General features: G+C 73.2%; 11 protein-coding genes. 5 read left to right on the top strand and 6 right to left on the bottom strand.

What is annotated here, in order from left to right:
* Nucleotides 1-219: 219 nt before the first annotated feature.
* A complete protein-coding gene (locus LDL48_RS32990; RefSeq protein ID WP_225259042.1) occupies nucleotides 220-1,224 on the top strand; it encodes a LacI family DNA-binding transcriptional regulator in 1,005 nt (334 codons plus the stop codon).
* Nucleotides 1,225-1,392: 168 nt separating this feature from the next.
* On the opposite strand, the gene LDL48_RS32985 is transcribed toward LDL48_RS32990, so the two are convergent.
* From LDL48_RS32985 to LDL48_RS32975, 3 genes are all read right to left on the bottom strand, one after another.
* Complete coding sequence (locus LDL48_RS32985; protein WP_225259041.1) at nucleotides 1,393-2,955, bottom strand: methyl-accepting chemotaxis protein; 1,563 nt, start codon at nucleotides 2,953-2,955, stop codon at nucleotides 1,393-1,395.
* 91 nt (nucleotides 2,956-3,046) lie between these two features.
* Nucleotides 3,047-3,526, bottom strand: coding sequence for a MarR family winged helix-turn-helix transcriptional regulator (locus tag LDL48_RS32980; RefSeq protein ID WP_225259040.1), 480 nt, complete (start codon nucleotides 3,524-3,526; stop codon nucleotides 3,047-3,049).
* Between the two features lie 91 nt (nucleotides 3,527-3,617).
* Entirely contained in the window at nucleotides 3,618-4,655 is a 1,038-nt protein-coding gene (locus LDL48_RS32975) for a hypothetical protein (RefSeq protein WP_225259039.1), read from the bottom strand.
* 169 nt (nucleotides 4,656-4,824) lie between these two features.
* Between LDL48_RS32975 and LDL48_RS32970 the strand changes: the two genes are divergently transcribed.
* Entirely contained in the window at nucleotides 4,825-5,880 is a 1,056-nt protein-coding gene (locus LDL48_RS32970) for an aldo/keto reductase (RefSeq protein WP_225259038.1), read from the top strand.
* A gap of 21 nt (nucleotides 5,881-5,901) precedes the next feature.
* Here the strand turns inward: LDL48_RS32970 and LDL48_RS32965 are convergent, their stop codons facing one another.
* Nucleotides 5,902-6,582 (bottom strand): response regulator, encoded by a 681-nt coding sequence (locus tag LDL48_RS32965; RefSeq protein WP_225259037.1) that lies wholly within the window; start codon nucleotides 6,580-6,582, stop codon nucleotides 5,902-5,904.
* Nucleotides 6,579-7,841, bottom strand: a complete 1,263-nt coding sequence (locus LDL48_RS32960; RefSeq protein ID WP_225259036.1) for a sensor histidine kinase — start codon at nucleotides 7,839-7,841, stop codon at nucleotides 6,579-6,581. Before LDL48_RS32960 ends, LDL48_RS32965 begins: the two co-directional genes overlap by 4 nt.
* A 174-nt stretch (nucleotides 7,842-8,015) precedes the next feature.
* On the opposite strand from LDL48_RS32960, the gene LDL48_RS32955 reads away from it, so the two are divergent.
* The gene (locus LDL48_RS32955) at nucleotides 8,016-10,220 is read left to right on the top strand and encodes an MMPL family transporter (protein WP_225259035.1); all 2,205 of its coding nucleotides are present in this window, start codon (nucleotides 8,016-8,018) and stop codon (nucleotides 10,218-10,220) included.
* Between the two features lie 204 nt (nucleotides 10,221-10,424).
* On the opposite strand, the gene LDL48_RS32950 is transcribed toward LDL48_RS32955, so the two are convergent.
* Nucleotides 10,425-11,789: an MBL fold metallo-hydrolase gene (locus LDL48_RS32950; protein ID WP_225259034.1), complete on the bottom strand. Its 1,365-nt coding sequence runs from the start codon at nucleotides 11,787-11,789 to the stop codon at nucleotides 10,425-10,427.
* 94 nt (nucleotides 11,790-11,883) lie between these two features.
* On the opposite strand from LDL48_RS32950, the gene LDL48_RS32945 reads away from it, so the two are divergent.
* Both LDL48_RS32945 and LDL48_RS32940 read left to right on the top strand, forming a co-directional pair.
* On the top strand, nucleotides 11,884-13,080 hold the full coding sequence (locus LDL48_RS32945; protein WP_225259049.1) for an aminotransferase class V-fold PLP-dependent enzyme: 1,197 nt from the start codon (nucleotides 11,884-11,886) through the stop codon (nucleotides 13,078-13,080).
* An 11-nt stretch (nucleotides 13,081-13,091) separates the two neighbouring features.
* The gene (locus LDL48_RS32940; RefSeq protein WP_225259033.1) at nucleotides 13,092-13,946 is read left to right on the top strand and encodes a glutathione S-transferase C-terminal domain-containing protein; all 855 of its coding nucleotides are present in this window, start codon (nucleotides 13,092-13,094) and stop codon (nucleotides 13,944-13,946) included.
* Nucleotide 13,947: the final 1 nt, after the last annotated feature.

Raw genomic sequence — 13,947 nt, 5'->3', positions numbered from 1 at the left:
GGGGCGGGGGGGGGGCCCGGGGCTGGGGGGGGGGCGGGGGCGGGGCGGGGGGGGGGCCCCCCCCCCCCCCCCCCCACGCCGGCGCTGCGCAACCCGGGCTGCCCGGCACCGGATGTGCGTAACAGCTACGAAACACGTTACAGAGGAATGTGTCAATGGCCCGCTCCGGAGCCGTATGCTGACCGCACTGACACCGGCCGATGTAACAAAGGACTTCCCTTGCGACAGCGCGCGACGGTACGGGACCTGGCCGCCGAGACCGGCCTGTCCGTGGCGACCGTGTCCCGGGTGCTGAACGGCCGGTCGAACGTCGCACCACAGACCCGTGAGGTGGTGCTGAAGGCGGTCGGGCGGCTCGGCCACCAGGCGCCGCGGGCCCGCAGCGACCACGCCAGCATCCACGTCCGCTGCCCGTACCTGCTGACGGACTACTTCGGCGTGATCGTCTCGTCGATCGCCGAGTCGGTCGAGCGCCACGGCCGCAGCGTGGTGCTCAACGCCGGCGAGGCGGCGCAGCGCGACGGTGCGCTGGCCGAGTTCACCCGGCGGGCGGGCACCGAGGGGGCCGTCCTGATCCTGCCGCCGGAGCCCGAGGAGGACCTGGTCCGGCTGCGTGACCGGGGCGTGCCGTTCGTGGTGGTGGACCCGCGCACCCCGCCGCCGCGGGACGTGCTGGCCGTCTCGGCCGCCCATTTCACCGGGGCCCGCAGCCTGATGGCGCACCTGGTGGAGCTGGGACACCGCCGGGTCGGGATCATCGGCGGGCCGCGGGAGTGGCTGGTCACCGAGGCCCGGACCGCCGGGTACGTGGCTCCGCTCGCCGATGTCGGGGTGCTGCCGGCGCCGGAGCTGATGCGCTTCGTGGTGGAGCCGACGGTGCAGCACGGCTACCGCGCCGCGGGCGAGCTGCTCGACCTGCCCGAGCGGCCGACCGCGCTGGTCGGCTTCAACGACAAGATGGCCGCCGGTGCGCTGCAGGCGGCCCGGGAGCGGGGGCTGCGGGTGCCGGCCGACCTGTCGGTGGCCGGGTTCGACGACATCGAGATCAGCCGGATCAGCCAGCCGACGCTGACCACCGTGCGGCAGCCGCTGGCCGAGATGGGGCGGATGGCGGTGACGCTGCTGGTCCGGCTGCTCGGCCACCACGAGCTGGACGCGCTGCACGTGGAACTCGGCACCGAGCTGGTGGTGCGCAACTCCACCGGACCGGCACCGGCTCACTGACTCTTGTTACAGAAACACGTCAGGATCTCTGACCAGGCTCCCGCGGGAGGGGGCCGCCGCCTGCTCCTCGGCGGCGGCGGTCCGGGCGGTCCGGCGCCGGCAGCCGGACCACGCCCCCGGGGAACCGGTGCTGCCCGGCACCGGCTCCCCGGCCGCGGCGGTGGACGCTCAGCTCACGCGGAAGGAACCGACCAGGGCCCGCAGTTCGTCGGCGGTCCGGGCCACCCCGGCGCTGGCCCGGCTGGTCTGGTCCACGCCCTCCAGCGACGCCGAACTCGACCGGGCCAGCCCGGCGATGCTGCCGGCGATGCGGTCCGCGCCGGTCGCCACCTCGGCGATGCTGCGGGACATCTCGGCCGTGGTGGCGGTCTGCTCCTCCACCGCGCTGGCGATGGTGGTCTGGTAGTCGTTGATCCGGGCGATGACCGCGCTGATCCGGGCGATCACCTCGACCGTGCCGCCGGTGTCGGACTGGATCGCGGCCACCCGCGCGCCGATGTCCTCGGTGGCCCGGGCGGTCTCCTGCGCCAGGTCCTTCACCTCGCTGGCCACCACCGCGAAGCCCTTGCCCGCGTCGCCGGCCCGCGCGGCCTCGATGGTGGCGTTGAGCGCCAGCAGGTTGGTCTGCTCGGCGATCGAGGTGATCAGCTTGATCACGTTGCCGATCTCGGCGGACGACTCGCCCAGGCGTTCCATGCTGGTCGTGGCGAGCGCCGCCTCGGTGACCGCCTGGCCGGCGATCTGCGCCGCCTGATTGGTGTTCTGCGAGATCTCCCGGATCGACAGGCCCATCTGCTCCCCGCCGGCGGCCACGGTCTGCACGTTGCGGGAGATCTCGTCGGCCTCGGTCGCGGCGGTGCTGGTCTGTGAGCTGGTGTCGCGGGCGGCGCCGGCGATGCCGGAGCTGATCCCGGACAGTTCGGTGGACGCACCGGCGAGCGTGTCCGCGTGCGTGGCCATCCGCCCGATGGTCCGGCTCAGGTTGCCGATGGCGGCGTCCAGTTCGGCGGCCATCACGCCCAGCTCGTCCCGGGACGTCACGCCGGTGCGCTGGGTGAGGTCGCCGCGGGACAACGCGGCGACCACCAGGCCCACCCGGCGTACCGGGTGCAGGATCGACCGGACCAGCGGGACGGACAGCGCGATCGCCAGGACCAGCGCCACCGCGCTGGCCGCCAGCATCCACAGCCGGGCCCGGTCCCGGGTCTGCGCCATGTGCGCATGCTGGGTCACGATCTCCGCGTCGACCCGCTCGTGCAGCGCGTCGATCTGGTCGTCGACCTTGTTGTTCTCCTCGGCGATGGTGTCGTAGCGGCTGCGCACGCTCGCCGGGTCGGCCTTGGCGTCGTTGACGAACGCGCCGACGAACGCGCTGAACGCCTCGACGTCGTCGCCCAGCCCGTCGATGGTCTCGTCGATGTCGCCGGGCATGTCCCCGGCGGCCGCGGCGGCGAACGCCTCGCGCGCCGACACCACGTCGTCGACGACGTCGTCCGTGGTGTCGTCGCCGCTCGCCGCCCGGTAGGCGTCCACCTTCAGCTCGCTCTCGCGGGTGTCCAGGTGGTTCAGGGCCGACTTGGTGCTGAGCATCGTTTGCAGGAGGTCGGACTCGGCGGTCAGCGCGCCCTGCGACCAGACGCCGATGCCGGTCACCACGCCGGTGAACACCACGCCGGCGGCAACGATCGAGAACAGACGCTTGGCGACGCTCAGGTCGGACAGACGGGCCACAGGTACCTCCGGACGACTCAGTCCTGACTATCAGTAATTCGACTGTTGCTCACTGTCACTGAGGTTTCCGGACTGAAAGGTTCCGGGCGGATCACAGCCGGCCCGGCTCCGGCACGCTGCCGTCCGGCTCCCGGTTCGCGGTCTCCACGATCCGGCCCAGCAGATCGCGCAGCACGCGGCGCTCCTCGTCGTCGTACAGCCGGTAGAACCGGGCGGCGGACGCCTCGAGCTCGTCCCGCACGGCCTCGACCAGCGCCACCCCGGGCTCGGTGACGGTCAGGTAGATGATCCGCCGGTTGTCCCGGGGACGGCGGCGACGGGCCAGCTTGCGGATGGTGAGCTGCTCGGCCGCGATGGTCGCGGACGACGGGGCCAGGCCACAGCGGCGGGCGTGTTCGCCGATCGTCACCAGGCCCTCCGGCCGGGTGCCGTACAGCTCGGTGAGCAGCCACCAGGCGTTGCGGGTCAGGCCGTACCGGTCGATCACCTCGCCGAACGGCCCGTCCAGGACCCGGCCCGCCTGCATGAGAAGTCGCCCCAGAAGGCTGGCCGAGACCTCGGCGTCTGGCATAGGCCGATTATGGATCATGATGGCGGGCTCGGGTCCGGAATCGGCGAGACGCCGTCCCGCCGGGCACACCCGGCGGGACGGCCGCAAAAACTCAGTCGACGGTACGGGGCGCCGTCCGGGCCGCCTCCCGCAGCGCGGCCGCCTCCCCGGCGTACGGGTTGTACGCGTACCCGCGGGACACCCCGCCGGGAATCGAGAAGTACTCGGCGGACAGCTTCGCCGGGTCCGTGGCGATCTCCCCGCGGGCCGGCGCGTCGTCGCCGTCGTCCCACCCCCACGGCGCGTTCGCGGAGTTGATGCCGCAGTCGAAGGTGCCGGCGCCGCAGTCACCGGAGTCGTCCCCGGCGAACGTGCCGAGCGACGCGAACAGGCTGCCGGTGTCGCGCTGCGCCCACAGGCCGCCCTCGGCGAACACGTCGATCAGGCGGTACCGCACGTCCCGGTCGTCGCTGCCGCTCGGCGTCTCCGCGACCGTCGACGGGTAGTACACGATGCCGTCGCCGTTGATGGCGTACTGCGGATGGGCCTTGAGGCCGTGCCCGCGGGCCTCCTGCGCGGTGACCGGGTGCTGGAACTCGTCGTGCGGCGACGACTGCGTCGTCAGCGTGCCGTCGACCGTCTCCCGCCCGCCGGACCAGGTGCTGCCCGCCGGGGTGTAGGAGAAGAAGCTGCTGTGCGCGACCGTGACCGCGGCGCGCAGCACGCCGTACGCCGAACCGTCCCGCTCGATCGCCAGCAGCACCCCCTCGCCGTCGTTCTCGTGCTCGGTCTCGAAGAACGGGTGGTCGATCCAGTCCCGCGGGTGGAAGAACAGGTAGGTGACGTACCAGTGGGTGCTGGTCTCGGCCACCGAGTAGTACGCGTGCGCGGCCAGCGACACCCCCGCCTCGCCGGTCCGGTCCCAGTTGTTGCGCCCGTTCAGATCGCCGTCGAAGTCCACCCGGGTGATGAAGTCCGCCCGGCCGCCCAGCGCGTGGCTGCCGGTGGCGTCCACGTCCTGGTGGTGGATCGGCGCCCAGCGCAGCGCCAGCTCCGCCCGGCTCACCGCGGCCCGCACCGGCCCGGCGACCGCCACCAGCCCGGCGGCGGCCAGCACGATCGCCAGCGCCGCTCTACCCATGTTCCGCATGTGCCCTCCCGCACTCGCATCGATCACCGGAAATGTATGCGGGATTCCGGCGGTCCGGGTGTCCGGCGCGGGACCGGAATGTGGCCGGTTCGCGAATGCCGTTCCGTTGGACAGGGCCCCGGCCCGGGGGCAGGCTGGCGGTGAGCCGATCCGAGTGCGAGGAGCAACCATGCAATACCGCCAGTTGGGGCGTTCCGGCCTGCGCGTCTCCACCATCACGCTGGGCACGATGGGGTTCGGTGGCACCGGGTGGGCCACGCCGGTGGGCCAGATCGACGTCGCGGGCGCGCGCGAGCAGATCGCCGTCGCCCGGGACGCCGGCGTCAACCTGATCGACACCGCCGACGTCTACTCCGGCGGCCTGTCCGAGGAGATCCTCGGTGAGGCGCTCGGCTCCGCCCGGGACGAGGTGCTGATCGCCACCAAGGCGCGGATGCCGATGGGCGACGGGCCGAACGACGCCGGGCTGTCCCGGCACCACATCCTGCGGGCCGCCGAGGCGAGCCTGCGCCGCCTGAACACCGACCACATCGACCTGTACCAGGTGCACGAGTGGGACGGGCAGACCCCGCTGGAGGAGACCCTCCGGGCGCTGGACGACCTGGTCCGCAGCGGCAAGGTGCGCTACATCGGCGCGTCCAACTACGCGGCCTGGCACCTGATGAAGGCGCTCGCCGTCTCCGACGCCCGGCTCCTGGAACGGTTCGCCAGCCAGCAGATCTACTACTCGCTGCAGAACCGCGACGCCGAGTCCGAACTCGTCCCGCTCGCCATCGACCAGGGGCTCGGCATCCTGGTGTGGAGCCCGCTGGCCGGTGGGCTGCTGTCCGGCAAGTACCGCCGCGGGGTCGAGGCGCCGGCCGGTAGCCGGCACCTGTCGGAGTGGTCCGAGCCGCCGGTGCACGACGAGGACCGGCTCTACGACACGATCGAGACGGCGGTACGCATCGGCCAGGAGCACGGCGTGTCGGCGGCCCAGGTGTCGCTGGCGTACCTGCTGGCGAAGCCCGCGGTGACCTCGCTGATCGTCGGCGCCCGCACCACCGACCAGCTGCGCGACAACCTGGGCGCGGCCACCCTGGAACTCGGCGCCGACGAGATCGCCGCGCTGGACGACGTGAGCGGCGAGCCGTTGCGGTACCCGTACTGGCACCAGGCCGCCACCAGCGCCGAACGGCTCGGACCGGCCGACCTCAGCCTGATCCGCCGGCACCTGCCGAAATGACCGGCCGCCGGCCGGGCGGCGTCAGCGCTGCGGGAGCGCGTCGCCCGGCCGGACCAGACCGCACTGGTACGCGATGACCACCAGTTGCGCCCGGTCCCGCACGTTCAGCTTCGTCATCGCCCGGTTCACGTGGGTCTTGGCGGTCAGCGGCGAGACGTGCAGCCGGCGGGCGATGTCGTCGTTCGACAGCCCGTGCGCGACCAGCGTCAGGATCTCCCGTTCCCGGTCGGTCAGTTCGTCCAGCCCGGCGGCCTGGGCGGCCTCCGGGCGCAGGTGGTCGAGGAACCGGCTGACCAGCCCCCGGGTGGCCCGCGGCGACAGCAGCGCCTCGCCGCCGGCCACCACCCGGATGGCGTGCAGCAGGTCGGCCGGGGCGACGCTCTTGCCCAGGAAACCGCTGGCGCCGGCCTGCAGCGCGAGCACCACGTTGTCGTCGTTCTCGAACGTGGTCAGCACCAGCACCCGGACGCCGGCCAGGTTGTCGTCCGCCGCGATCCGCCGGGTCGCCTCCAGGCCGTCCATGTGCGGCATCCGGATGTCCATCAGCACCACGTCGGCGCGGGCGCTGCGGGCCAGCCCGATCGCCTCCCGGCCGTCGCCGGCCTCGGCGACCACCTCGAACCCGTCCTCCGAGTCGATGATCATCTTGAAGCCGGCCCGGATCAGCGCCTGATCGTCGGCCAGCAGCACCCGGATCGTCACGCCTGCTGAATCCGGCTCTTGGCGCCGAACCGGCCGCACTCCTTCGCGGTGACCGGCGGCGCCGGTTCCGGCTCGACGGCCGGCATCGGGGCCGGCGCGTCCTCGGCCGGCAGCACCGCGCGCACCCGGAACCGGCCGTCGCCGGTCGCGCCCACGCTCACCGCGCCGCCCGCCGACGCGGCGCGCTCCCGCATGCCCAGCAGACCGTAGCCGGACACCGGGGCGACGGCGCCCGGACGGACCTCGTTGACCACCTCGACGACCACCCCACCTGGTGCGTACTCGACCCGCAGCCGGGCCGCGCCGTGCCCGTGCTTGTGCGCGTTCGTCAGCGCCTCCTGGACGATCCGGTACGCGGCCAGATCCACCACGGCGGGCAGCTCCCGCGGGTCGCCGCTCGGCTGGTACCGCACCGGGAACCCGGCGGTCTCCAGGCTGGCCAGCAGGTCCGGCAGCCGCCCGAGACCCGGGACCGGCTCGGTGCTGTCGTGCTCGTCCGCGCTGCGCAGCACCCCGACCACCGACTGGATCTCCTTGAGCACGCTGTCCGACGCCTCCCGGATGTGCTCCAGCACCGGCGCCACCTGGTCCGGCCGGCGCTGCAGGACGTGCGCCGCCGCGCCGGCCTGCACGTTGATCACGGCGATGTGGTGCGCCACCACGTCGTGCAGTTCCCGGGCGATGCGTACCCGCTCCTCGGTGACCCGGCGCCGGGCCTCCTCGTCCCGGGTCCGCTCGGCGCGCCGGGCCCGCTCCTCCACCTCGGCCACGTACGCCCGGTGGCTGCGCGCCGCGTCGCCGACCGCCGCGGCCATGAAGACCCAGGCGAAGATGCCCAGCACGTCCGGCCGCCACCAGACGTCGCGGTGCAGCAGGATCAGGCTCAGATAGACCACCGACGACGTGGCCAGCGCACACGTCCAGCCCCGGCGCCGGTCGGTGTGCGCGGCGATCGAGTACGTGATCACGCCCAGCGCCACGATCAGCCCCGGGTTGCGCACGTTCTGCACGACCGCACCGGACGTGGCGACGGTGGCGATCACCAACGCGACCATCGGATGCCGGCGCCGCACCAGCACGGCCACGAACGCCACCAGCGCGATCGCCACGTCCCAGCGGGTCGGCCCCTGGGCGGAGTCCGGGAGCGCGGCCTTGAACACCGCCGCCGCCAGCACCAGGGCGAGCAGAAAGTCGATCAGCAGCGGGCGCGCCGCTGCCGCCTTCCACCGATCGAGCCGCTGCTCGTCCATCGCATCCATTACCGCAGACCCTACGCCGGGGCGCGAGCGGGTGACGTCGTCCGGCCGTGGTACCGGCCCCGGACGGGCATACCGTGCCTGTAGTACGCGGCTGACTGCGCCTGGACGACGCTTTCCGGCACCGGTTCCGCGAGCGTTGAGCCGTCCCTGACAACGGCTCCTCGGGAGTGACCGATGGCTACGTATCTGTACCGGCTCGGACGGCTCAGCTTCCGCCGCCGCAAATTGATCCTCGCGATCTGGCTGGCCGTGCTCGGGTTGTTCGGCGTGGGCGCGGCCACGCTGTCCGGCCCGACGTCGAACGACTTCACCATTCCCGGAACCGAGGCACAGCAGGCGCAGGACCTGCTGTCCGAGCGCTTCGGCGACTCCTCGGCCGGCGGCGCCGAAGCCCGGGTGGTGTTCGCCGCCCCGGACGGCGAGAAGCTCACCGACCCGGAGAACAAGGCCGCGGTCAGCCGTACGGTCGCCGACCTGAAGTCCGGACCACAGGTGTCCGAGGTCAGCGACCCGCTGGACGGCACGATCAACGACGCCGGCACGATCGCGTACGCCCGGGTCTCCTTCAAGGTGCCGGCCGGCCAGATCGCCGAGGCGGACCGCGAGGCACTGCTGCACGCCACCGAGACCGGCCGCGAGTCCGGCCTGCGGGTGGAGGCCGGCGGTGACGCTCTGGAGGCCGAACCGGAACAGGGACTGAGCGAGGTGATCGGCTTCGGCGTCGCCGCCGTGGTCCTCACCATCACGTTCGGGTCGCTGGTGGCGGCCGGGCTGCCGTTGCTCACCGCGATCCTCGCGGTGGCCGTCACGATGACCGGAATCACCATCGCCTCCGGCTTCTTCGACCTGGGCAGCAGCACCTCGACGCTGGCGCTGATGCTCGGCATCGCGGTGAGCATCGACTACGCGCTGTTCATCGTCTCCCGGTACCGGCACGAACTGGCCCTGGGCCGGCGCAGCGAGGAGGCCGCCGCCCGCGCGGTCGGCACCGCCGGTTCCGCGGTGACCTTCGCCGGGCTCACCGTCCTGGTGGCGCTGACCGCCCTGGCGGTGGTGAACATCCCGGTGCTGACCGAGATGGGCCTGGCCGCGGCCGGTGCGGTGGCGGTCGCGGTGCTGATCGCGCTCACCCTGCTGCCCGCGATGCTCGGGTTCACCGGCCGGCGGATCCTCGGCCGCGCCGGCCGGCGCTCCCGGGACATCGAGGCGGACGGCGAGCGGCCCACCATGAGCCTGCGCTGGGTCCGGCTGATCAGCCGCCGGCCGGTGCTGATCCTGGTGACCGCGGTCGCCGGGCTGCTGCTGATCGCGGTACCGGCGCTGGACCTGCGACTCGGCCTGCCCGGGGACAACATGGCCGCGCCGGACACCACCCAGCGCAAGGCGTACGACCTGGTGACCGAGGGCTTCGGGGCCGGCTACAACGGCCCGCTGCTGGTCGTGGTGGACGCCGCGGACAGCGCGCAGCCCCAGGCGGCGGCGGCCCTCGCGGCCGAGTCGATCAAGGCGCTGCCCGGGGTGGTCTCGGTCAGCCCGCCCACCTTCAACGACGCGAACAACACCGCGATGCTGCAGGTGACGCCGGCCACCGCCCCGGACAGCACGGAGACCACCGACCTGGTGCACACCATCCGGGCCGGCAACGACATGCTGCGCGAACGCACCGGAGCCGAACTGGCGATCACCGGCACCACGGCGGTCACCATCGACATCGCCGCGAAGATGGGTGGCGCGCTCCTGCCGTACCTCGGTGTGATCGTGGTTCTGGCCTTCCTGCTCCTGACCGTGCTGTTCCGGTCGCTGCTGGTGCCGTTGAAGGCGATCCTCGGGTTCCTGCTGTCCGTGGTGGCCACGTTCGGTGCCGTGGTGGCCGTGTTCCAGTGGGGCTGGCTGAGCGACCTGATCGGCGTGGACCAGACCGGGCCGATCGTCAGCCTGCTGCCGGTCATCCTGATCGGCATCGTCTTCGGCCTGGCCATGGACTACGAGGTCTTCCTGGTCAGCCGGATGCGTGAGGAACACGTGCACGGCGCCGCCCCGACCGAGGCGGTGATCAAGGGCTTCGCGCACAGCGCCCGGGTGGTGACCGCGGCCGCGATCATCATGATCAGCGTGTTCGCCGGCTTCATCCTGGCGCCGGACGCGCTCATCAAGTCGATCGGGTTCGCGCTGGCCGCGGCCATCCTGCTGGACGCGTTCGTGGTCCGGATGACCATCGTGCCGGCGGTGATGACGCTGCTGGGACGCCGGGCGTGGGCGCTGCCGCGCTGGCTCGACCGGATCCTGCCGAACGTCGACGTCGAGGGCGACCGGCTGAGCGTCGAGGAACCGCCGGACGAGCCGCCGGTCCGCCCGGAGCTGGTGGGCGCGGGGCGCTAGCCCCCGACCGTAGCGACGCCGGTGTACCAGTGGAGCACTCCACTGGTACACCGGCGTCCCCGTCCCGCCTCCCCCGTCTCGCCCGTCCCCGTCCACGCTGACCTCGGCTGTGTCGATCTTGGACTTGGGTGGGGACAACGGCCGCATCGCACCACAAGTCGAGCACCACACGTCCAAGATCGACGCGGCGTGGCACCGCGACGGTCAGTCTGGGTGGGTGGGGAGGCCGGCCGTGGCGGCGTTTGGCCAGTCGTCGTCGATGTAGACGGCGCGGTGGCCGGCGCGTAGCAGCAGGCTCGCCGCCGCGGCGGCGCGGTATCCGGCCGCGCAATGCACCCACAGCTCGGCGTCGGGCAGCTCGCCCAGGCGGTCCGGCAGCTCCGGCAGCGGCAGGTGGATCGCCCCGCGCAGGTGCCCGCCGCGCCATTCGTCGTCCGCGCGCACGTCGACCACCACCGTCCCGGGCGGCGCCGCGGCCAGGTCGGCGAAGGACGCCGCGCGCAGGGTGGCCAGCCCGGTGTCGCCAACGGCCCAGTCCTCCGGGGTGCCGGTGGCGGCCGCGGCGGGACGGTCGACGCCGATCCGGGCGAGTTCCCGCTGGGCCGCCGCCACCTGGTCCGGTGACTCGCCGAGCAGGGTCACCGGCGCACCGTGCGGCAGCAGCCAGCCCAGCCAGGTGGCCAGTGGCCCGTCCAGGCCGAGAGTGAGGGTGCCGGCCAGGTGGCGGTACGCGTACGCCTTGCGGGACCGCAGATCCACCACCCACTGCCCGGCCCGGAGGCGGTCCCGCAGGTCCGCGGCGGTGGCCGGGGGCGGGGCGGTGAGGTCGATCAGGTCGGCGCCGGCGGCGTTGCGGGCGCCCATGTGCGCGTAGTACGCCGGGTAGCCGCCCAGCCCGGCGAGGAGCTGCTCGACGTACGCCTCGGGGTGCAGGCGCAGTGCCGGGTTCACTCGGCGTTCGTACCCGATGGTCGAGGCGGCGGCGTCGGTGGGTGACGCCGCGCAGAGGCTGCCGAAGCCGTGGGTGGGCCAGACCGCGGCGCCGTCCGGTAGTTCGTCGGCGAGGCGCCGGGCCGAGGTGTGCTGGTGGTGCGCCAGCGTACGGGTGGACCCGGCGCCAAGCAGGTCGGTGCGTCCGGTGGTGCCGAACAGCAGCGAGCCGCCGGTGCACACGCCGATCGGGGTGTCGCCGGACAGCACCACGTACGAGAGGTGGTGGAAGGTGTGGCCGGGGGTGGCGACGGCCCGCAGCCGCAGCGCCGGGGTGACGGTGATCTCGTCGCGGTCGGCGACCGGGGTGCGGGCGAAGCCGACCTGTTCGGCCGCGGCCACCAGGTACGCGGCGCCGGTGACGCGGGCCAGGGCGAGGCCGCCGGAGACGTAGTCGTTGTGCAAGTGGGTCTCGGCGACGTGGGTGATGCGGACGTTGCGGCGGCCGGCCGCCGCGAGGACGCGGTCGATGTCGCGTTGCGGGTCGACGACGACCGCGGCGGTGCCGTCGTCCAGCAGGTAGGTGCGGTCGCCCAGGGAGGACGTTTCCACCACGGTCACGGTGATCGAGAAGTCCATGTCTCAGGCTATCCGTAAATCATATGGGTTAGGTAGGGTTAACTCAACGCGATCACCGGGAGCCGCCGTGACATCCTTGCCGACCTCGGCCCGTCTGACCGTCCGCAGTCCGGGCGAGGTGAAGCTTCCCGACGGCCGCAGCGTCGAGTTCGCCCACCTCGACGTGGCCGCCACCGCGCCCTGCCTGGACCTGGTCGCGGACGCGGTGGCCGACCTGCTGCCCTGGTACGGCAGTGTGCACCGCGGCGCCGGCGCGCTCTCCGAACGGTGCACCCGGGAGTACGAGCAGGCCCGCGAGACGGTCGCGGAGTTCCTCGGCTGCGACGAACACGACAGCGTGGTCTTCACCCGCAACACCACCGACGCGCTGAACCTGCTGGCTCACGTGCTGCCGGCCGGCACCACGGTGGTCACGTTCGACGCCGAGCACCACGCCAACCTGCTCCCCTGGCGGGCGCCGCTGCGGATCGGCGCGCCGCGCTCGCCGCGGGCGGCGGTCGACGCCCTCGACGCCGTGCTGGCCGGGCTCACCGGCCCGGTGCTGGTGGCGGTCACCGCGGCGAGCAACGTGACCGGCGAGGTGTGGCCGGTGGCCGAGCTGGCCCGGGTCGCGCACCGGCACGGCGCCCGGATCGCGGTGGACGCGGCCCAGCTGGCGCCGCACGCGCCCGCCGCCATGGCCGCGCTGGGCGCGGACTACGTGGCGCTGTCCGGGCACAAGCTGTACGCACCGTTCGGCGCCGGCGTGCTGGCCGGCCGGGCGGACTGGCTGGACGCCGCGCCGCCGTACCTGGCCGGCGGCGGGGCCACGGCCGCCGTGTCGGCCGGCTTCGACGTGCGGTGGCACACCGGGCCGGCGCGGCACGAGGCGGGCACCCCGAACCTGCTCGGTGCGGTCGCCCTGGCCGCCGCCTGCCGCGCGCTGCGCGGCGCCGACCTGACCGCCGAGCACCACCTGGTGGACCGGCTCCGGCGGGGCCTCGCCGCGCTTCCGCATGTGACGGAACTGCGGTTGTTCGGCGCGGACGCCGATCGGGTCGGTATCGTCTCGTTCGCGGTCCTCGGTACCGACCCGGACCGGCTCGGCACCGCACTCGGCCGGGACCACGGCATCGGGGTACGGGTCGGCCTGTTCTGCGCACACCCGCTCACCCGCCGCCTGCTCCGCGAGGCCACCGCCCGGCTGGACCCCGCCGCGACACCGCCCGGTTCGGCCGTGCGCGCCAGCGTCGGGATCGGCACCCGGCCCGAGCACGTCGACCGCCTGCTCTCCTGTCTGGTCGCGCTCTAGGGAGGATCACCATGCTGCGCCTGTCCCCCGCCACCCGGCTCGCCTCTCCCGTCGACGTCGCCGTCCACGGCGAATACCACCCGGGACGACCCCCGCTGGTGCGGTTCACCGGCCGGCTCACCGAGGACGGCGCGTTCACCGCCCGGCCGTTCCGCTACCACGTCTACGGCGGCCGGTTCTGTGCCTGGTCGCACCGCGTCGCCATCACCCGCGAACTGGCCGGACTGCAGGACCTGGTGACCATGTCGTACGTCGACGGCGAGCGGGACGGCCGCGGCTGGGCGTTCCGGGCGGCGACCGGGCCGGATCCGGTGAACGGGTTCACCCTGCTGCGGGAGGCGTACGAGGCGACCGAGGAGGACTTCGACGGCCACGTGGCGGTACCGGCGTTGTGGGACCGGTTCCACTCCCGGTTGGTGAGCAACGACGCCCCGGGCATCGAGGTCGACCTGGCCAGCCGGTTCCGGCACCTGGCCCGGCCGGTGGTGGACCTGTACCCGGAGCCGTTGCGGGAGCGGATCGAGGAGTTGGACGGCTGGATCGGGCCGGCGGTGAACCAGAGCACCGACCACCCGGCGCTGCTGGAGGCGTTCGAGTTGCTCGACGGCCGGCTGGCGCGGTCACGGTACCTGCTGGGCGACGCGCTGACCCTGGCCGACGTGCGGCTGTGGGTCCGCCTGGTGCGTTACGACGTCGGGGTCAACGCCGCCCGTACGGTGAATCCGGGTCTGCATGTCTTTCCGCACCTGTGGCGGTACGCGCGGGACCTGTACGCGCTGCCGGCGTTCCGGTCGACCACCGACTTCGGCGCGTTCGCCCGCTCGGGTGCGCGGATCCCGGACTGGACGACGCCGGCCGACCGCTGAG

Origin of the sequence: Jidongwangia harbinensis (assembly GCF_020216025.1) — a bacterium.
Lineage (GTDB): Bacteria > Actinomycetota > Actinomycetes > Mycobacteriales > Micromonosporaceae > Actinoplanes > Actinoplanes harbinensis.
Note: the sequence above shows the minus strand (reverse complement) of the source record. Positions and strands in the feature narration are given on the sequence as shown.

Coding starts and splice junctions, on each gene's coding strand:
- LDL48_RS32980 (WP_225259040.1), bottom strand. CDS start 3,526: ATGCCAGACGCCGAGGTCTCGGCCAGCCTTCTGGGGCGACTTCTCATG.
- LDL48_RS32975 (WP_225259039.1), bottom strand. CDS start 4,655: ATGCGGAACATGGGTAGAGCGGCGCTGGCGATCGTGCTGGCCGCCGCC.
- LDL48_RS32970 (WP_225259038.1), top strand. CDS start 4,825: ATGCAATACCGCCAGTTGGGGCGTTCCGGCCTGCGCGTCTCCACCATC.
- LDL48_RS32960 (WP_225259036.1), bottom strand. CDS start 7,841: ATGGATGCGATGGACGAGCAGCGGCTCGATCGGTGGAAGGCGGCAGCG.
- LDL48_RS32955 (WP_225259035.1), top strand. CDS start 8,016: ATGGCTACGTATCTGTACCGGCTCGGACGGCTCAGCTTCCGCCGCCGC.
- LDL48_RS32950 (WP_225259034.1), bottom strand. CDS start 11,789: ATGGACTTCTCGATCACCGTGACCGTGGTGGAAACGTCCTCCCTGGGC.
- LDL48_RS32940 (WP_225259033.1), top strand. CDS start 13,092: ATGCTGCGCCTGTCCCCCGCCACCCGGCTCGCCTCTCCCGTCGACGTC.